Raw genomic sequence first — 17,020 nt, forward strand, 5'->3', positions numbered from 1 at the left:
GAAGCCGATACGAGACCGTTGCCTCCATCGATATTTGCTGTACGAGGGGTGTGTTACCCGCGTTCCCGCATGTCATTGCGGGGGAGGATCCCGCCCAAAGCTCAAGCAAGAAGAACATGTTCAAGAGAATTCTGATCGCAAATCGCGGCGAGATCGCCTGCCGGGTCATCAAGACTGCGCGCCGGATGGGGATCGAGACGGTGGCCGTGTATTCCGAAGCCGACCGCGATGCGCTCCATGTCGAAATGGCCGATAACGCCGTGCTGATCGGCCCGCCGGCGGCGGCCGAGAGCTATCTGCTGATCGACAGAATCGTCGATGCCTGCCGCAAGACCGGCGCAGAGGCCGTGCATCCCGGCTATGGCTTCCTGTCCGAGCGCGAGGCGTTTCCGCGCGCGCTTGCCAAGGCGGGCATCGTCTTCATCGGTCCCAATCCGGGCGCCATCGCCGCGATGGGCGACAAGATCGAATCGAAGAAGGCCGCCGCCAAGGCCAAGGTCTCGACGGTGCCGGGACATCTCGGCGTCATCGAGGACGAAAAGCACGCGGTGAAGATCGCCGACGAGATCGGCTATCCCGTGATGATCAAGGCATCCGCCGGCGGCGGCGGCAAGGGCATGCGGATCGCGCATTCGAAGAAGGAAGTCGCCGAAGGCTTCAACCTCGCCAAGGCCGAAGCCAAATCCTCATTCGGCGACGATCGCGTCTTCATCGAGAAATTCATCGTCGATCCCCGCCACATCGAAATCCAGGTGCTCGGCGACAAGCATGGCAACGTGATCTATCTCGGCGAGCGCGAATGTTCGATCCAGCGCCGCAACCAGAAGGTCATCGAGGAGGCGCCGTCGCCGCTGCTCGACGAGACCACCCGCCGCAGGATGGGCGAGCAGGCGGTGTCGCTGGCGAAGGCCGTGAACTACGATTCCGCCGGCACGGTCGAATTCGTCGCCGGCCAGGACAAGAGCTTCTACTTCCTGGAGATGAATACCCGTCTGCAGGTCGAACATCCCGTCACTGAGCTCGTCACCGGCATCGACCTCGTCGAGCAGATGATCCGGGTTGCCGCCGGCGAGAAGCTTTCGATCGCGCAGAAAGACGTCACGCTGACGGGATGGGCGGTGGAATCGCGCGTCTATGCCGAGGACCCGTTCCGCAACTTCCTGCCGTCCATTGGCCGGCTGGTGAAGTACCGCCCGCCGGCCGAAGCGAGCCAGGACGGTGTCACCATCCGCAACGATACCGGCGTGCAGGAAGGCGGCGAAATCTCGATCCATTACGATCCGATGATCGCCAAGCTCGTCACGCATGCGCCGTCGCGGGCGGCTGCGATCGAGGCGCAGTCGACCGCGCTGGATGCGTTTTACGTCGACGGGATCAGGCACAACATTCCGTTCCTGTCGGCGCTGATGAGCCATCCGCGCTGGCGCGAGGGCAAGCTTTCCACCGGCTTCATCGCGGAGGAATTTCCGAAGGGCTTTTCCGCCCATCCGCCGGAAGGCGAGGTCGCGCGGCGGCTGGCGGCCGTGGGAGCCGCGATCGACCATGTGCTTGGCGAGCGCAAGCGGCAGATTTCCGGACAACTGACCGGCCGGCTGGTGCAGCGCGAACGCCGCCGCGCGGTGTGGCTCGATCGCGACGAAATCGCCCTCGATGTGGCGCGCGAGGCCGATGGCATCGCGGTGCGTTTCATCGGCACCGATGCTCTGCCCGGCAATCCGCACAATCTGGTCTCGACGTGGACGCCGGGCGAACCGGTCTGGCATGGCACCATCGACGGCCACGTCGTGGCGATGCAGGTGCGCGCGATCCCGAACGGCATCCGCCTGGCGCATCAGGGCTATGACGTTGCGGTCAACGTCTTCACCGAGAGCGAGGCGGCCGCCGCCCGGCTGATGCCGGTGAACTCGGCGGCCGACACCGGCAAGAAGCTGCTGTGTCCAATGCCCGGGCTCGTGGTGTCGATTGCGGTTGCCGAAGGGCAGGAGGTCAAGTCCGGCGAGACGCTGGCCGTGGTCGAGGCGATGAAGATGCAGAACGTGCTGCGCGCCGAGCGCGACGGCACGGTGAAGAAGATCCACGCTGCGGCCGGTGCGACGCTGGCGGTGGATGCGCTGATACTGGAGTTTGCGTAACGCTTCCTGTTCCGTCATTGCGAGGAGCGAAGCGACGAAGCAATCCACACTTTCTTTGCGGTCCGATGGATTGCTTCGCTTCGCTCGCAATGACGGCAGATAGAACTGAGGGCACCATGGCTTTCCGTCAGCGCCGAGAGAGATTGCGTTCCATCTTGAGCGGCTCGACCTGCATCCGGCCGGGGTCGGTCTATGACGCGACCTCGATCCGTATTGCCGAAGATCTCGGTTTCGAGCTCGGAATGTTCGGCGGCTCGGTGGCCTCTTTGGTCGTGCTCGGCGATCCCGATATCGCGCTGATCACCTTGACGGAGTTGGCCGAACAGATGCGCCGGATGTCGCGCGCCTCGACATTGCCGGTGCTGGTCGATGCTGATCACGGCTATGGCAATGCGCTCAATGTCCGCCGCACCGTCCAGGAACTCGAAGCCGCCGGGGCTGCCGGGCTCACGGTCGAGGACACGCTGTTGCCGCCGGCGTTCGGACAGGCCGGAACGCAACTGATCCCGCTGGAGGAGGGCGTCGGCAAGATGAAGGCCGCGCTCGACGGGCGCGGCGATCCCTCGCTGGTCGTCATGGGCCGCACCGGCGCCGTATCCATAACCGGTATCGACGACGCGATCGCGCGCGCGAAAGCATACGAGGCCATTGGTGTCGATGCGCTGTTCTTCACCGGCATCAAGAACCGCGGCGAGCTCGAAGCCGTTTCAGCCGCAACGAGCCTGCCGATCGTGCTCGGTGGCGCGCCCGAGGACATGACCGCGCTCGATTATCTCGAAAGTCAGCGCGTGCGGATCGCGCTGCAGGGCCACGCGCCGTTCGCCGCCGCCACGCAGGCCGTCTATGAAACGCTGAAGGCTTTGCATGAGGGAACCTCACCGAAGAACCTGAAGGGTCTGGCGTCGTCCGAATTGACCGGCAGGGCGATGCGCGAGGCGGACGTGAAAACACGCAGTGGCGCATTCCTCGGATTGAACAAGCCATGAGCGACACCATCCGCCACGTCACGATCAGGGGCCGGGTGCAGGGCGTCGGCTACCGCTACTTTGTCGAACACGAGGCGCGGTCGCGTGATCTCGAAGGCTGGGTGCGCAATCGCCGGGACGGCAGCGTCGAAGCGGTGTTCGCCGGCCCTGCGGCAGCCCTTACGGCCATGATCGCGGCATGCCGGCGCGGGCCGTCATCGGCACGGGTGGACGCGCTGCAGGACGAAGCCGCTAATCCCGACATGCTGAACCTGCGGGACGCAGGCGAGCGGTTCTCGGTGCTGCCGACGATCTGAGCGCCGTGATATGGCTGGTACGCACTCATGAGGAGAACTGAATGAGGCCGCAACACCCTGAACGCGACTGGAGACGGATCCATCACTCGCCGATGTTCTGGATCGGAGTCCTGATGTGCCTCGCCGCGATTACGATCTATGTGTTGTCTGACGACCTCTCGTGGCGGCCCGGCGCGCGATAGGACTGGGAGGCGCTGGGCGTGTACTCATTGGCCTTACAAACCGTGGTGGATCGAATCGGCGCCGAACATGTGGAGCGGCGGCTGAAGGTTGAGACTGAACATGAGGCTCAACTTTTTGGCCAGGGATTGATCATCTTCAATCTCGAAAATTGGTACAGGGCGCCTTGGATCATTGGAAGCGCGCTGAAGCTGATGGGACTGTACAACCGCGCGCGTCGCAACGCCGATCAGATCGCCATCAGGACAAATCTGCTTGAATTTGAGAGCCTTCCGCCGGCATTTGCAAATTTCACAATTCTTCATCTCAGTGACCTGCACGCAGACATAAGCGAGGGAGCGATGCAACGCCTCATCGGCATTGTCGGCGACCTCAAATACGACATTTGCGTATTGACGGGAGATTATCGCGGAAAAACCTATGGACCATTCGACACGAGCCTCGAGAGCATCCGTGAGCTGACGGCCCGGATAAAAGGGCCGATGTACGGAGTGCTCGGCAATCACGACAGCATATACATGGTGCCCGCGCTGGAAGACATGGGGATCCGGATGCTCTTCAATGAGTGCGAAACAGTTTCGCGCAAAGATAGTCAGATCTATCTGGCAGGCATCGACGATGCGCATTTCTACCGGACCGATGACATTGAGAAGGCGGCGAAGCGAATTCCAAGCGGCGCATTCTCCATTTTGCTTTCTCACACGCCCGAGGTCTATAGCGAAGCGGCCAAAGCCGGATTCAATCTAATGCTTAGCGGACATACCCACGGTGGACAGCTCTGCCTTCCCGGCGGAATTCCAATCAAGTTGGAGGCGCGCTTGCCGCGCTTGATGGGGGCGGGCGCGTGGCGTCACGGTAGCATGGTCGGTTACACATCAGTTGGTGCCGGAACGAGCCTGTTGCCCGTTCGCTTGAACTGTCCTCCGGAAATTACTTTGCACACGCTTCGCCAGCGAATGTAAGCGCTTGATCTGTACTACGTCATCCCTAGGGAAGATGCTGTCGTGCTCACGCTAATGCGTCCGTTCGCCCGGCGCGAACTCGCCGTCGTGCTGGATGGATTCGCTCTCGACATATTGCAGGTCGAGGGAGGAATACACGATGCTGCGATTGCGGCCGAGACGCTTGGCTTCATAGAGCGCGGTGTCGGCTTCCCCCACTAACGCTGCTTCGTCGAACGTCGAGCGGTTTCTGGCGGCGACGCCCGCGCTGATGGTGATGTATCCGCGGCTGGAGGCCGTGTTCGGAATGCCCAGGGCTCGCACGGTCAGCCGGATGCTCTCGGCAACCTTCAGGGCGGCGTCTTCCGTTGTATTCGGCAGCACGACGGCGAATTCCTCGCCGCCATAACGCGCGGACAGGCCTGACGTATTGGCGGTCGCATCGCCGATGGCTTTCGCAACCACCTGCAGGCAACGGTCGCCGGCCTGATGTCCGTAGGTGTCGTTGTAGCCCTTGAAATTGTCGATATCGAACAGCAGCACCGCAATCTCTTCGCAGGATTCGTATTCGCGCCGCAGGAAGCCGTCGAAGGTGCGGCGGTTGGTGAGGTTGGTCAGTCCATCGGTTGCAGCAAGCTGGGTGAGGCGGCGGTTGAGCTGGGTCAGTTCGTCTTCCATCCGCTTGCGTTCGGTGACGTCGCGGATGACGCAGAGAAATTCCGTCCGCGTGGGGTCGTCCGTTTCCGACGCCAGCTTGAACTTGCTTTCCACCCACGCCAGCGTTCCGTCGCCGCGATAGTGTCGAAACACGACTGTGCTGACGCTGTCGACGCCATTGAGCCGTGCGGTCGCCGATTTGACGCTCTCCCTGTCATCGCGATGCATCAGATCAAAGCATGATTTGCCGATAAGATCCTTTGGGCGCAATCCCAGCACCGGCTCGGCCGACTGCGAAACATAGCGGAGCAAGCTGCGGGCATCGATCAGGATGATGATGTCGGCGATGTTGTTGGCCAGCAATCGATAGTGCGCCTCGCGCTCGCGCAGTGCGCGCTCGATCTTGTTGCGGAAGCGGAACTGCAGGGCTAGCAACGCAGCCAGCATCAGGATCATGCACAACAGCACGCTGGCGACGATGACGTCGGTCCGCAACCCCTTCCACCATTCGGAAAGCAGCCAGTCTTCCGACACGGCCACGGTGACGACTGCCGGATAATGCGGCGTTTCCTCGTAGCCGAAATATTTCACGATGCCGTCGAACGGCGAGACGATCTTGTAGTATCCGACAGAGCTCAACTTGAGATGCCGTGAGAACAGGTCGGTCCTGGAAAGATCGGTGCTCTTGTCCGACAGCGGCCAGCGTATCAGGAGCGTACCATCATTGCGTATTAGGCTGATGCCGCCGTCGGGGCCGAGCTGGAATGTCCGGTAAAAGCCGTTGAAATAATCCTTGTCGATCGCTGCGGCGACGACCCCGCCGAAGCTGCCGTCGAGCTTGGTGATACGTTTCGACAGAACAATCATCGAGGATTGATTGTCCATACGGGACTGCATCAACTCGCTAATCCGAAGCGTATTGTCCGGCGTATCGCGATGATAGGCAAAATAACTCCGGTCCGAGACGTTGTGGCGCGGCGTTTCCGGAAATGACGAATAACGCCAGTTGCCCTTGGCATCGGCGACGCCGATGCCGCGCAATTGGGGCAGCGTTTTCGCCGTTTCAGTCAGGTATTTGTTGAACCGGTCCGGCTCGGGATCCCGGTACTTCAGCAAGTCCACCATTCCCGCCATCGCGATATCGACGGCCTGAAGCGTGTGCGAGGCGTGTTCGGCCAGCGAATGCGCGAGGTTCTGGATCTCGGAGCTGCCGCTCGCCAGCGCCGCCTTCTTGGCGTCGAGCGCCTTCCAGGCCATGACGCCCAGCACGCAGGCGGTCATGACAAGCGCAAACGTGATGACCACGGCCGTCGATGGTACCCGCCGCAGCGGCCCGCCGGGGTCTGGGGGATTTCGATGGGGCATGTCGTGCCTTGATGACCGCGCCAGACCTCGTTGGCGGCGACGCGCGAGAGGAATCTAAGAGGCGGCCGGTGCCAAAGGGTTAACGGATCGGTCCGGGAAACAACGGAGCCGCGATTTCGTCCGGGTTCCATTCCGGGAACCGGGACGGGCGCCCAAGGCAGGGCGGCTATTTGCGAAGCGGGTTTCCGAACCGCGAAGCCGCCGGTGCTGCACGGGACTTGACATCCGGGCAGTTCCGTCAGATATTTCTGTCATGACAGAAACAACCGACAAGAAGAAACTCCCGGCCGTCGTCGAGCGGTTCATCCTGCACTGGGGCGACATGGGGGACGAGTGGGGCGTCAACCGCTCCGTGAGCCAGATCCACGGCCTGCTGTATCTCGCCGAGGCGCCGATGACGGCGGAGGATATCGCCGAGACGCTCGGCATGGCGCGGTCCAACGTCTCCAACTCCATCAAGGAATTGCTGGCCTGGAACCTGATCCGCCGGGTGCCGATCCTTGGTGACCGCCGCGATCATTTCGAGGCGGAGACCGACATCTGGGAAGTGGCGGCGCGGATCGCCGCCCGCCGCAAGGAGCGTGAGATCGACCCCGCGGTCGATGCGCTGCGCGCCTGCGTCTCCGACGCGGCTGACGATCCGACCATCAGCCCGGTCGCAAGCAAGCGGTTAAAGGAAATGCTGGCTTTCACCGAACTGGTCGACCGCTGGTACATGCAAATGCTCAACGTGCCGCGGCCGAGGCTGGTCGCGCTGATCAAGCTTGGCGAGAAGATCGTCAGTTTCTTGCCGGCGGGGAAAGCCAAGTAGGGCTGAGGGGCAGGGCAGGAGCGTGTAATGGCGTCCACAAGAGTACCAAGGTTTCCCGCAACGCCTGCCTCGAACACTATCCTGCTCGACGACCACCGCTTCCACGATCTGTTGCCCGACGAGGATTGGGGTCGGCTGCCGCTGGCGATCTGGCGGCGCTTTTCGAAGCGTTTTGCCGATGGCGAGACCGTTGTCTATGTCGGCACGATAGAGGAGGCGAGTTTCAGCCGCGCCGGCTGGTGGCTGGCGCAGCTCGCGCGGGTCATCGGCGGGCCGCTGCCGACCGGCGTCGAGACCGGTGTCCCGATGGTCGTGACGGTGACCGAGGACGCGGCGAGTGGCGGCCAGATCTGGACCCGCATCTGCGCGCGCAGCCATGGCTTTCCGCAGGTCATCCATTCCGCCAAGCGCTTTGCCGGACCGACCGGGCTCGAAGAATATGTCGGCTACGGCATCAGCATGGCGTTGCTCATATCCGTCGAGCACGAAGCCCTGGTGTTTCGCAGCGTCGGCTATTCCCTGCAGATCGGGCCGTTGAGGCTGCCGCTGCCGCCACGGCTCACGCCCGGCGATCTCACCGTGACCCATTCCGATCTCGGCGGCGGCACGTTCCGCTTCACGCTGGAGATCGTTCATCCGCGCTTCGGCAAGCTCATTCGCCAGTCCGCAAAGTTCCGGGAGGCCGCATCATGACGTCGCTGCTTTGGATCCTGATCGCCATTCAGGTCGTGATGGGCGTGTTCGACACGTTCTATCACCATGAGCTGACCGAGCGGCTCGCATGGCGTCCCTCGCAGCGCTACGAGCTGCAGCTTCATAGCCTGCGCAACATGCTCTATGCGCTGCTGTTCCTGGTGCTGGGCTGGCTGGAAGTGCACGGCATCCTTGCGATGCTGATCATTGCGGTGCTGGCCGCCGAAATCGTCATCACGCTGATGGATTTCGTCGAGGAGGACATGAGCCGGAAACTGCCGGCCAGCGAACGCATCAATCACACGCTGCTGGCGATCAATTACGGCGCCATCCTGGTGCTGCTGCTGCCGGTCCTGATCGATTGGGCGATGCAGCCGACCGGCGTCAAATCGGCTTACACCGGTTGGCTCAGCCTGATCGCGGCGGCGGCAGCCGTGGGCGCGGCGCTGTGCGGCCTGCGCGATTTCACCGCCTCGAAGCGTCTGGCCCGTATGACCAGCGTGCCGGCGGCAGGCCTGGTCGAAAAATTACAGGGACGGCAAACGGTGCTGGTGACCGGCGCCACCGGCTTTATCGGCAGCCGTTTGGTGGCAGGCCTGAGCGGCGCGGGCCATCAGGTCATCGCGCTGGTGCGCAATCCAGCCAAAGCCGAAATGTTGTCGCCGCCGATCATGCTGATCACGAGCCTCGACCAGCTTCCAGCGGACAGCCGCATCGACGCGATCGTCAATCTCGCGGGCGAGCCGATCGGCAACGGGCTCTGGACCGACGCCAAGCGCCGAAAAATCCTCGACTCCCGCATCAACATGACCGGCGACATCGTCAAGCTGATTGCGCGGCTCGAACGCAAGCCGGCCGTGCTGGTCTCCGGCTCCGCGATCGGCTGGTACGGGCTCTGGCAGGACCAGGTGCTGACGGAGTCGGCAAAATCGCACGCCTGCTTCAGTCACGAACTCTGCGACGCCTGGGAGAACGCGGCGCGTCCGGCGGAAGAACATGGCGTGCGCGTGGTCTGTCTGCGGATCGGCCTCGTGATCGGCACCGATGGCGGCTTCATCACGCGGATGCTGACGCCGTTCGAATTCGGTCTTGGCGGACCGCTGGGCTCGGGCCGGCAGTGGATGTCGTGGATCGAGCGCGACGATCTGATCCGCCTGATCGCCCATGTGATCGCAAAGCCTGAGCTGGCAGGGCCGATCAACGCCACCGCACCGATCCCCGTGACCAATCTGAAATTCACCGAAGAACTCAGCCGCCGCTTGCACCGGCCCGCGGTGTTCCGCATTCCCGGCGGGCTGCTGCGCCGTGTCGGCGGCGACTTCGCCGATGAATTGCTGTTGGGCGGCCAGCGCGTGCTGCCGAACAAGGCGCTCAGCAACGGCTTCGTATTCCGGCACGAAACGCTGCGCAGCGCATTCGAGGCGATCTTGTGACGGGCGGTGGGCTCATCGGGCGCAATGTTCGAACGGAGGCGAGCATGTATTCCAATAGATGTCGTGCAGCGGGAGGCTGGATCGCTGGATGCTTGGCTGCAACCGCTGTCATATCCTCCCTTGCAGTGAATGTGCGCCTTTCCGAGATGCTGCCTTTCTCACTTCTGATATTTGCCGTCACTTGCGTGCTGACTGCGATCCCGGCTGCCCTGACCATCTGGTTGAGCCGGAGATTTCGGATACGATCTTTCTTGTTCTTTGCGTGCAGCGGTGCCGCGATCGGAGTTCTGGCTCAGGGTTTCCTGTTTCAATCCATCTCGCTTGTCAGCTGGCTTTTCGTTGTAGCCGGATTTGCTGCTGGACTGATCTATTGGTTGGTGGCCGAACGGCACGTTAGCGGCGAGCCGGCCTAGCGCCGTCACCGCGGCAGCTTCGCGATTGCCTGGCTGAGTTCGTGGATTTCGTAGGGCTTGCGCAGAATGGGAAAATCGCCGCGCACGCTCAGCGCGGCATCGCTGTAGCCACTGGCCAGCAGGATCGGCAGTCCGGGCCTGACAGCCTTCAGGTGGCGCGCCAGACCGAGACCGTCCATTTTGCCGGGCATCACGATGTCGGAGAAGACGAGGTCTACGCCGTCGAGCTCGATTTCGCGCAAGGCCGCTTCGGCATTCGCCACCCTGCGGACGGTGTAGCCGAGCTGTTCGAGCAGGCCGGCGCTGACGGATGCGACCTCCGGATTGTCCTCGACCAGCAGCACGGTGCCGCTGCCTCCGATCTCCACCGCATTGGCGTCCTCGGCCTCAGGCGCGGTTTCCTTTCGCGGCAGCAGGATCGTGATCCTGGTGCCCTTGCCGAGTTCGCTCGCCACCTTGACCGTTCCGCCGGCCTGATGGGCGAAGCCATGAACCTGCGACAGTCCCAAGCCGGTACCCTTGCCGATCGGCTTGGTGGTGAAGAAGGGATCGAAGATCTTGCCGAGGATATCGGGCGCGATGCCGGCGCCGGTGTCTTCGACCGAAATCGCGACCTGTCCACCTGCGCCGGCTTCGCCGCCGGGCGTAACGTTGTGCGCCGATATCGTGATGACGCCGCCGCCGGCCATGGCGTCGCGCGCGTTGACGACGAGATTGACCAGCGCCGTTTCGAACTCGGCAACGTCGACCATGACCGGCCAGACGTCAGGCTCGACGTCGATTTGCAGCGTCACCGCGCTGCCGACGCCGGTGTCGAGCACTTCGCGCACCGCATCGATCCGTTCGGCAACGTCGATCGCTTGCGGATTGACGCTCTGCCGCCGTGCGAATGTCAGCAACTGGCTGGTGAGGGAGGCGCCGCGCTTGGTCGCCCCTTCGATCGCCGATATCGCCCGCTGGCATTTGGGATCGTCGCCCACCGCTTTCCTCAGCGTGTGAAGACTGCCGCTGATGACCATCAGGAGATTGTTGAAATCGTGCGCGACGCCGCCGGTCAGCTGGCCGAGCGCGTCGAGCTTCTGCGATTCCGCGAGCTGCTGATGCATCTGTTCGAGCTGGAGCTGGGTTTCGCGGCGCTCGGTAATGTCCCGGGTGATCTTGGCGAAACCGACGAGGTGGCCGTCCTCGTGGATGGGATCGATGATGACGCTGGCCCAGAAGAAGGTGCCGTCCTTGCGGACGCGCCAGCCTTCCTCCTCGTAGCGGCCCTGTTCCCGGGCGATGCGCAGGGCGCGGAGCGGCTTGCCGTTCGCGCGGTCGACTTCGGTGTAGAAGCGGGAGAAATGCTGCCCAATAATTTCGTCGGCCGAATAGCCCTTGATCCGCTGGCCGCCGCCATTCCAGCTCGTCACTACGCCGTCCGGATCCAGCATGTAGAGCGCGTAGTCGGCAACGCCTTCAACCAGGAGTCGGAAGTTACGTTCGGATTCGAATAGATCCCTTTGCTGCTGCTGATCTTTCCTGAACATCCGAATGCCCGTTTAAGAGGCGCAAACGCACAACGTGCCGATTGGTTCCCTAAAAATCGGCTTTTTAACGAAACGGTCGTTACGCCGGCGAAACGTTCCGTTACGCCGGGGTAACCACACTCCTGAACGTCGCTGCCAGCGTCCGCAATGCCGAGAGCTTGGCGGGGTCGCTGACCTTCGAGTGCAGCATCACCTTCGAGGAAGAAAGCCGCGGCAGCCCTTCGGCCGGCCCGATATCGACCAGGCCCTGCGGCGCGATCCGCCGGGCCAGCGGCGCGACCGCAAGGCCGGCCAATGCGGCCGCGACCACGGCGGTGACGCCGCCGCCGACAAAGCGCTCGCTCCAGGCGATGCCGGCTTTATCGAGGGCGCGGATGGCGAGCGCGCGCACGCCGCAGGGCGGCGCCAGCGTGGCGAGAGGCAGCGTCTCACCGCGGCGCCAGACCAGGCGCTTGGCGGCGAACCAGCCGAACGCGTCCTCCGTCAGCTTCTCGCCGCCGCGGCGGCTGCCTTCCTGGCGCACCACTACGGCGTCGAGTTCGCCGGCATCGTAGGCATCCAGCATCTGGCGCGAAAAGCCGATCGTCACGGAAAGCGCCAGTTGCGACGACACCGCGTGCAGCCGTTCGAGCAGCGGTACCAGTTCCGCTCCCGCGGCGTGATCGGAAATCCCGAGCGACAATTGCTGACGCGCGGGCGTCTCGCCCGACAGCGCGCGGTCATGCGCCTCGATCAGCGCGTGGGCGTGGGGCAGGAACGCAGCACCCGCGGCGGTCAGCGCGACCGCCCGCGGCGAGCGCTCGACCAGCCGCTTGCCGACCACGCTCTCCAGCCGCTGCAGCTTCATGCTGACTGACGCTTGCGTCGTGCCCAGTGCCTCGGCGGCGCGGGTAAAGCTCTGCAGTTCGGCGACCAGCAGGAACGCCTGAACGGTATCGATATCCAGCGTGCTCATGTCATCATCAATATCTGTTATCATTGTTATGAAGAGAGATAAGATACCAAAATGATGCGCGCGGGTCTAGATATCGAGGGGCGCGATGCCAGCGCGCCTTATCGAAGGAGAACGACCATGCCGCTCATCACCGTTACCTATTCCAGCGTCCGCAAGTCGCCGTCGCTGAAGGCTGAGATTGCGTCCACCGTGAGCGATCTCACCGCGCGAATCCTGCGCAAGGATCCCAAGGTCACCGCCATCATCGTGAAATCGGTCGATGCTGCCGACTGGTTCGCCGGCGGCCAGTCACTCGCCGAGCAGAGCCTCGCCAGCTTCTGGCTCGACGTTCATGTTAGCGAGGGCACCAACACCAAGGACGAGAAGGCCGCCTATCTCGCCGCGCTGTTCCAGCGCATGGGCGAACTGCTCGGGCCGCTGCATGAGGAAAGCTATGCCCATGTCGACGAGGTCAGGGGCGATGCCTACGGCTTCGGCGGCCTCACCCAGGAGCGCCGCTATATCGCTGGCAAGCTAGCGGTCGCGCCGCAGAAGGTTGCGGCGTGAAGATTGCCTGACTTGCGGACGGCGCCTGTAGCGCCGTCCGCGCATGCGCTGTCAACGCGAGACCATCGGCCCATGATGGTCGCCGAATGGAAGGCCACGCCCGAGCGACCAGTCCACCGGGGCATTTTCAGTGAGCACGATCATGATGTCGTCGCCGGAAAATCCGGCGCGGACGGCCTGGTCCGCGATCCGCCGAAACAGGTTTTTCTTCTGATCGATCGTGCGCCCTTCGAGAAACAGAATCTCGATGATCGACGCGTCCGGCGTGCGCGCGACGTCAGGGAAGGTTGGGTCGATGAACATCATCTCCGGCGCATAGACCGAAACGAGTTGAAACCGGTCCTTGGGCGGCACGCCACAGGTCTCGACAAGACCCTCATGCACGGCGTTGGCAAGGGCGCGAATTTGGGCCGGCGCCAGATGGACTGGAACAGATATGCGGGCGAGGGGCATGAGGAGGTCTCCGGGGTTCTGGACCTCCGTCCTATTCATGCTAGAAATGGAGATAAATTTCTCTTTTTGATAAATACTCATACCTAAAAGTCATGAATATGCTGATGCACCCGATGTCAGACCTCGCGGTCTTTGTCCGGACGGTCGATTTGGGGAGTTTTGCGGCCGTGGGCGCCGAGATCGAACTGACCGCCTCAGGCGTCTCCCGCATCGTGACCAGGCTGGAGCGCCGTTTCGGGACCAAGCTTCTGCATCGTACGACGCGGCGGCTGGTGCTTACCCAGGAAGGCGAAACCTTCCTCATTCACGCAAGGAGCATCCTGGCCGCGGTCGAGGCAGCCGAAGCCGACGTCGCTTCGGTCCATGGACGCCCGCGCGGGCATCTGCGGATCAACAGCGGCACTGCATTCGCAAGACACCGGCTCGCGCGGCTGCTGCCGTCATTCATGGACCAGTTTCCGGAAATTATGGTCGATCTGTCGGTGAGCGATCACCGCATCGATCCGATCGCCGATCAGGTCGACGTCACGATCAGGGTAGGACCGCTTGGGGATAGTGAGTTGATCGCGGTTCGCCTTGGCGAAGTCAGGCGCATCATTGCCGGCAGCCCGCGATATCTGGAGCGCCATGGCGTTCCCGAACAAGCCGCCGATCTCGCCCGGCATAATTGCCTGCAGCTCTCCGGCTTCTCGCGGCTGGCGCAATGGCCGATGTTCGAGCAAGGCAAGCGGGTCATGGTGCCGGTGAAAGGATCGATCCGTGCTGACAGCGCCGACTTCCTTCTCGACCTCGCGCTGGCGGGCGCCGGCCTCGTGCGGTTCGGCGACTTTCTGGGTGAGGCGGCCTTGCAGGATGGCAGGCTCGTGCCGGTGCTGTCGCACTGCCACGATCCCGACCCGCAACCGATCACGGCCCTGATCCTGCCCGGGCGGCAAAACATCCCGCGGGTTCGCGCGTTCGTTGATTTCCTCAAGGCCAGCGTTTGACGGAAGTGAAATAGCCGCTTCCGACGGACGCGCGTCGGCGCCGCGCTCTAAAAACCTGCGGCAGCGCCGGGGCGCCTTCAAGCGGCCCTGCCATTTCACGCGATCAGCACGCCCAGCACGGCCGCCGTCGCGGCGATCGCCGAGAGTGCAATCACGGTCGCGCGCCAAAGCAATTGTTGTCGCGCCGCGCGCCGATCCTGGAACGCCAGCCAGTCACGGACAAAGCCGGCCGGAACGTCCTGTACAACGTTGCGCCGGTTGGGATGCCGCGTTTCGTGATCTACAAACAAGGCCCGTACGTTCGCCACGCCCAGATGGTCAAGTTCACAATTCCATTGCCGCGCGTTCGCGCTGTTGGTCCACCGGTTCTCAAAAGGAAGTCTGTGCGTCGTCATCGCGACCTCCTCTACACCACTGCTTCTGGATATGTGGCTCCGCTCGCCGAAGCGGAAGACCGCAAGACAGGGCGGCGGACGTCTCAGATCGTTGCTTCCGGCAGGCGCGCAGCTGTCGCGCCGAATACGTCTTCAAATGCTCGCCGGAGCGCGACGTCGACGTCTTCCATCGTCACGGGCAGGCCGAGATCGACCAGCGAGGTGACGCCGTAACGCGGATCGATGACGCCGCAGGGCACGATCGCGGAAAAATGCGCTAGCTCCGGCTCGACATTGATGGCGATGCCGTGGAACGACACCCAGCGCCGCAGCCGCACGCCGATCGCAGCGATCTTGTCCTCGTAGCCTGCGCCCTTGTCCGGCCGCCTGACCCAGACGCCGACGCGATCCTCGCGGCGCTCGCCGCGCACGTTGAAGGCGTCGAGTGTGCGGATGATCCATTCTTCAAGGCCCGCTACATAGGCGCGCACGTCCGGCCGGCGGCGCTTGAGGTCGAGCATCACATAGGCCACCCGCTGGCCGGGGCCGTGATAGGTGAGCTGCCCGCCGCGGCCGGTGGTGAATAGCGGGAAGCGCGGATCGAGCAGGTCGCCTTCCTTGCCGCTGGTGCCGGAGGTGTAGAGCGGGGGATGCTCCAGTAGCCAGACCAGTTCGGCGGCCTTCTGGTCGGCGATATCGGCCGCGCGTGATTCCATCGCAGCCACGGCCTCGGGGTAGGGCACAGGAGTAGCCGAAATCCGCCATTCGACCTCGCCGCCGCCCTGGACTAGCGCGAACGTCGTCAAATCAAGGCTTTGGCGGTCATTAACCATTGGCTAACCATAACGTGGTCAGGTGGAACTACACCAATTTAGTCCCCCTTTTGGCGGTTTCGAAGTGGCCACCCTCGATAAAGTCAGCGTCGATCTCATGGTGGTGCTCGGCACCACGACCATGCCCATCCACCAGGTGATGCGGCTTTCCCGCGGCGCCATCATCGAACTGGACGCCACCGAGGCGGACGAGGTCAAGATCCTCGCCAACAACCTTCCGGTGGCTTCCGGCGTGGTGCTGGTGGATCGCAACCGCATCGCGGTCGAAGTCAAGCAAATGCTGCCGAAATCCCCTGATGTCAGGTAGTTATCGGAGCGCAAAACTTCCTTGTCCCCCCATCCCTGATTTGTTACATCGGCGCCGTTGATCCGGCGGACGCTAGTCCTTCCAGCCGGTATCCCAAGCGCTCGTGGCGGAATTGGTAGACGCGCTGCCTTGAGGTGGCAGTGAGTAAAATCGTGGGGGTTCGAGTCCCTCCGAGCGCACCAAAGGCATAAGCCATTGATACGAAAGGTGTTTTCGCGATTTTTTCTCCCACATTGTTACTCACTTCGAAAAGTTACTATTTTGTTCTGCGCACATCTCCCTAGTTGAATTTCACGCGTCTTCGGTTGAGGAAACTCGTTCAGGTGGCGCGACGCCTGTTCCGGCACTTCCCATAAGGGCGGTCACCTACAGCTTTTGTTTTCAATCTGTGGCAAGCGCAGCGAGGCGCTTGCGTCGCAGCTTGTTCTTCAAACTTTGTCACCGGCGTCTCCAACGTGCGTCCAGCGTTTGCTCTTGTCGTCCTCGCAGCTTTATTTGAACCAGGGCCGCGAAAAGCAAAAGCGCAATTTCAGTACGATAGGGCAGCAGCGTAGCCCAGCGTACAAATCGGTGGGGCTCGTACTAGCTCCTGGTCAGCGACCCGCTTACTCCAGCTCAATTTGCGTTTGAACGGACCGGACGATCCGTTCGAAGGCAGCTTTGGCCGGCTGATCGTCAGTATTCCATTCCATTGTCCAATTCGGCTGACCTTCAAGTTTCTTGAACGTGGCGATGTCGTAGGCGCCGCCGGAACGTGAGAGCCACGCCTTGAGTGTTGGGTGGTCATGGACCAGGGACCAAACCCTGGCTTCGATATCGCGCCGGGCAGCCTTGACCGGATGCAGCTCATTTTTTTTTCCTGAAGGTGACTGGCGATCTGGTCGAGCCGCGTGTAGCAGGCCACAGAGACCTTGTTCTCCTTGCCTGCGATACCAAAGCCCCAATTGGCGCCAGGCCGTGGCGTCGGTCCAAATATGAAAAGATCTTCCAGTTCGCTGCACTCGACGTGTTGGCGAGCGGCCGCGAGCATCATCTGGCGCAGTTCCTTTTCGCTCCTCCGTTCCTTGACCACGCGGCATCTCCCCTGCATGCAAATAACGCCGTCGTCCGGGCGCTCACCGATCGAGCGC

Annotated in this window: 19 protein-coding genes and 1 tRNA gene; 12 read left to right on the forward strand and 8 right to left on the reverse strand. The window is 62.5% G+C overall.

The features are described 5' to 3' along the window. Positions 1 to 116: 116 nt before the first annotated feature. The 5 genes from C7G61_RS22160 to C7G61_RS22175 all read left to right on the forward strand — a co-directional run bounded on the left by C7G61_RS22160 (position 117) and on the right by C7G61_RS22175 (position 4,556). On the forward strand, positions 117 to 2,132 hold the full coding sequence (locus tag C7G61_RS22160) for an acetyl-CoA carboxylase biotin carboxylase subunit (protein ID WP_108518334.1): 2,016 nt from the start codon (positions 117 to 119) through the stop codon (positions 2,130 to 2,132). A gap of 116 nt (positions 2,133 to 2,248) precedes the next feature. Then, positions 2,249 to 3,118 (forward strand): isocitrate lyase/PEP mutase family protein, encoded by an 870-nt coding sequence (locus C7G61_RS22165; RefSeq protein WP_108518336.1) that lies wholly within the window; start codon positions 2,249 to 2,251, stop codon positions 3,116 to 3,118. After that, a complete protein-coding gene (locus C7G61_RS22170) occupies positions 3,115 to 3,414 on the forward strand; it encodes an acylphosphatase (protein ID WP_108518339.1) in 300 nt (99 codons plus the stop codon). Before C7G61_RS22165 ends, C7G61_RS22170 begins: the two co-directional genes overlap by 4 nt. Before the next feature lie 41 nt (positions 3,415 to 3,455). Further along, complete coding sequence (locus C7G61_RS44775; protein WP_190241916.1) at positions 3,456 to 3,596, forward strand: hypothetical protein; 141 nt, start codon at positions 3,456 to 3,458, stop codon at positions 3,594 to 3,596. An 18-nt stretch (positions 3,597 to 3,614) separates the two neighbouring features. Continuing rightward, the gene (locus C7G61_RS22175) at positions 3,615 to 4,556 is read left to right on the forward strand and encodes a metallophosphoesterase (protein WP_108518341.1); all 942 of its coding nucleotides are present in this window, start codon (positions 3,615 to 3,617) and stop codon (positions 4,554 to 4,556) included. A gap of 51 nt (positions 4,557 to 4,607) precedes the next feature. Here C7G61_RS22175 and C7G61_RS22180 read toward each other — a convergent pair whose 3' ends face one another. Next, positions 4,608 to 6,557 (reverse strand): diguanylate cyclase domain-containing protein, encoded by a 1,950-nt coding sequence (locus C7G61_RS22180; RefSeq protein WP_108518343.1) that lies wholly within the window; start codon positions 6,555 to 6,557, stop codon positions 4,608 to 4,610. A 253-nt stretch (positions 6,558 to 6,810) separates the two neighbouring features. Between C7G61_RS22180 and C7G61_RS22185 the strand changes: the two genes are divergently transcribed. The 3 genes from C7G61_RS22185 to C7G61_RS22195 are packed head-to-tail and all read left to right on the forward strand — an operon-like array spanning position 6,811 to position 9,494. After that, a complete protein-coding gene (locus C7G61_RS22185; protein ID WP_108518345.1) occupies positions 6,811 to 7,368 on the forward strand; it encodes a GbsR/MarR family transcriptional regulator in 558 nt (185 codons plus the stop codon). Positions 7,369 to 7,395: 27 nt separating this feature from the next. Beyond that, positions 7,396 to 8,061 carry a DUF4166 domain-containing protein gene (locus tag C7G61_RS22190; RefSeq protein WP_108518347.1) on the forward strand — a complete coding sequence of 222 codons (666 nt, stop codon included), beginning with the start codon at positions 7,396 to 7,398 and terminating at the stop codon, positions 8,059 to 8,061. Then, on the forward strand, positions 8,058 to 9,494 hold the full coding sequence (locus C7G61_RS22195) for a TIGR01777 family oxidoreductase (protein ID WP_108518349.1): 1,437 nt from the start codon (positions 8,058 to 8,060) through the stop codon (positions 9,492 to 9,494). The genes C7G61_RS22190 and C7G61_RS22195 overlap by 4 nt, the downstream gene beginning before the upstream one ends. A gap of 158 nt (positions 9,495 to 9,652) precedes the next feature. Here the strand turns inward: C7G61_RS22195 and C7G61_RS44000 are convergent, their stop codons facing one another. From C7G61_RS44000 to C7G61_RS22210, 3 genes are all read right to left on the reverse strand, one after another. Beyond that, positions 9,653 to 9,916 carry a hypothetical protein gene (locus C7G61_RS44000; RefSeq protein ID WP_145963667.1) on the reverse strand — a complete coding sequence of 88 codons (264 nt, stop codon included), beginning with the start codon at positions 9,914 to 9,916 and terminating at the stop codon, positions 9,653 to 9,655. After that, positions 9,913 to 11,436, reverse strand: a complete 1,524-nt coding sequence (locus C7G61_RS22205) for a PAS domain-containing sensor histidine kinase (RefSeq protein WP_108518354.1) — start codon at positions 11,434 to 11,436, stop codon at positions 9,913 to 9,915. The genes C7G61_RS44000 and C7G61_RS22205 overlap by 4 nt, the downstream gene beginning before the upstream one ends. Positions 11,437 to 11,536: 100 nt before the next feature. Then, on the reverse strand, positions 11,537 to 12,391 hold the full coding sequence (locus C7G61_RS22210; protein ID WP_108518356.1) for a LysR family transcriptional regulator: 855 nt from the start codon (positions 12,389 to 12,391) through the stop codon (positions 11,537 to 11,539). 117 nt (positions 12,392 to 12,508) lie between these two features. On the opposite strand from C7G61_RS22210, the gene C7G61_RS22215 reads away from it, so the two are divergent. Beyond that, positions 12,509 to 12,937 (forward strand): tautomerase family protein, encoded by a 429-nt coding sequence (locus C7G61_RS22215; protein WP_108518359.1) that lies wholly within the window; start codon positions 12,509 to 12,511, stop codon positions 12,935 to 12,937. A 51-nt stretch (positions 12,938 to 12,988) separates the two neighbouring features. Here C7G61_RS22215 and C7G61_RS22220 read toward each other — a convergent pair whose 3' ends face one another. After that, positions 12,989 to 13,471: a tautomerase family protein gene (locus tag C7G61_RS22220; protein WP_108518362.1), complete on the reverse strand. Its 483-nt coding sequence runs from the start codon at positions 13,469 to 13,471 to the stop codon at positions 12,989 to 12,991. Between the two features lie 23 nt (positions 13,472 to 13,494). On the opposite strand from C7G61_RS22220, the gene C7G61_RS22225 reads away from it, so the two are divergent. After that, positions 13,495 to 14,376, forward strand: coding sequence for a LysR family transcriptional regulator (locus C7G61_RS22225; RefSeq protein ID WP_190241917.1), 882 nt, complete (start codon positions 13,495 to 13,497; stop codon positions 14,374 to 14,376). Between the two features lie 95 nt (positions 14,377 to 14,471). Here the strand turns inward: C7G61_RS22225 and C7G61_RS22230 are convergent, their stop codons facing one another. Together C7G61_RS22230 and lipB are read right to left on the reverse strand one after the other, a co-directional pair. Then, on the reverse strand, positions 14,472 to 14,771 hold the full coding sequence (locus C7G61_RS22230; RefSeq protein WP_108518367.1) for a hypothetical protein: 300 nt from the start codon (positions 14,769 to 14,771) through the stop codon (positions 14,472 to 14,474). 83 nt (positions 14,772 to 14,854) lie between these two features. Next, complete coding sequence (gene lipB / locus C7G61_RS22235) at positions 14,855 to 15,583, reverse strand: lipoyl(octanoyl) transferase LipB (RefSeq protein ID WP_108518369.1); 729 nt, start codon at positions 15,581 to 15,583, stop codon at positions 14,855 to 14,857. A 64-nt stretch (positions 15,584 to 15,647) separates the two neighbouring features. Here lipB and C7G61_RS22240 point away from each other — a divergent pair, with 64 nt between their 5' ends. Together C7G61_RS22240 and C7G61_RS22245 are read left to right on the forward strand one after the other, a co-directional pair. Further along, positions 15,648 to 15,890: a FliM/FliN family flagellar motor switch protein gene (locus tag C7G61_RS22240; RefSeq protein ID WP_066505938.1), complete on the forward strand. Its 243-nt coding sequence runs from the start codon at positions 15,648 to 15,650 to the stop codon at positions 15,888 to 15,890. A gap of 97 nt (positions 15,891 to 15,987) precedes the next feature. After that, positions 15,988 to 16,072, forward strand: a tRNA-Leu gene (locus tag C7G61_RS22245). A 423-nt stretch (positions 16,073 to 16,495) separates the two neighbouring features. On the opposite strand, the gene C7G61_RS22250 is transcribed toward C7G61_RS22245, so the two are convergent. After that, positions 16,496 to 16,969: a hypothetical protein gene (locus C7G61_RS22250; protein ID WP_190241918.1), complete on the reverse strand. Its 474-nt coding sequence runs from the start codon at positions 16,967 to 16,969 to the stop codon at positions 16,496 to 16,498. Positions 16,970 to 17,020 lie beyond the last annotated feature (51 nt).

Origin of the sequence: Bradyrhizobium algeriense (assembly GCF_003062295.1) — a bacterium.
Classification (GTDB): Bacteria; Pseudomonadota; Alphaproteobacteria; order Rhizobiales; family Xanthobacteraceae; genus Bradyrhizobium; species Bradyrhizobium algeriense.

What these genes read in the sequence shown, in the direction of transcription:
- C7G61_RS22230 (WP_108518367.1), bottom strand. Translation starts at nt 14,771, where the DNA reads ATGACGACGCACAGACTTCCTTTTGAGAACCGGTGGACCAACAGCGCG.
- C7G61_RS22220 (WP_108518362.1), bottom strand. Translation starts at nt 13,471, where the DNA reads ATGAGTATTTATCAAAAAGAGAAATTTATCTCCATTTCTAGCATGAAT.
- lipB (WP_108518369.1), bottom strand. Translation starts at nt 15,583, where the DNA reads ATGGTTAATGACCGCCAAAGCCTTGATTTGACGACGTTCGCGCTAGTC.
- C7G61_RS22190 (WP_108518347.1), top strand. Translation starts at nt 7,396, where the DNA reads ATGGCGTCCACAAGAGTACCAAGGTTTCCCGCAACGCCTGCCTCGAAC.
- C7G61_RS22170 (WP_108518339.1), top strand. Translation starts at nt 3,115, where the DNA reads ATGAGCGACACCATCCGCCACGTCACGATCAGGGGCCGGGTGCAGGGC.
- C7G61_RS22160 (WP_108518334.1), top strand. Translation starts at nt 117, where the DNA reads ATGTTCAAGAGAATTCTGATCGCAAATCGCGGCGAGATCGCCTGCCGG.
- C7G61_RS22215 (WP_108518359.1), top strand. Translation starts at nt 12,509, where the DNA reads ATGCCGCTCATCACCGTTACCTATTCCAGCGTCCGCAAGTCGCCGTCG.
- C7G61_RS22180 (WP_108518343.1), bottom strand. Translation starts at nt 6,557, where the DNA reads ATGCCCCATCGAAATCCCCCAGACCCCGGCGGGCCGCTGCGGCGGGTA.
- C7G61_RS22250 (WP_190241918.1), bottom strand. Translation starts at nt 16,969, where the DNA reads ATGCCGCGTGGTCAAGGAACGGAGGAGCGAAAAGGAACTGCGCCAGAT.
- C7G61_RS22205 (WP_108518354.1), bottom strand. Translation starts at nt 11,436, where the DNA reads ATGTTCAGGAAAGATCAGCAGCAGCAAAGGGATCTATTCGAATCCGAA.
- C7G61_RS22210 (WP_108518356.1), bottom strand. Translation starts at nt 12,391, where the DNA reads ATGAGCACGCTGGATATCGATACCGTTCAGGCGTTCCTGCTGGTCGCC.
- C7G61_RS44775 (WP_190241916.1), top strand. Translation starts at nt 3,456, where the DNA reads ATGAGGCCGCAACACCCTGAACGCGACTGGAGACGGATCCATCACTCG.
- C7G61_RS22225 (WP_190241917.1), top strand. Translation starts at nt 13,495, where the DNA reads ATGCACCCGATGTCAGACCTCGCGGTCTTTGTCCGGACGGTCGATTTG.
- C7G61_RS22195 (WP_108518349.1), top strand. Translation starts at nt 8,058, where the DNA reads ATGACGTCGCTGCTTTGGATCCTGATCGCCATTCAGGTCGTGATGGGC.
- C7G61_RS22165 (WP_108518336.1), top strand. Translation starts at nt 2,249, where the DNA reads ATGGCTTTCCGTCAGCGCCGAGAGAGATTGCGTTCCATCTTGAGCGGC.
- C7G61_RS22185 (WP_108518345.1), top strand. Translation starts at nt 6,811, where the DNA reads ATGACAGAAACAACCGACAAGAAGAAACTCCCGGCCGTCGTCGAGCGG.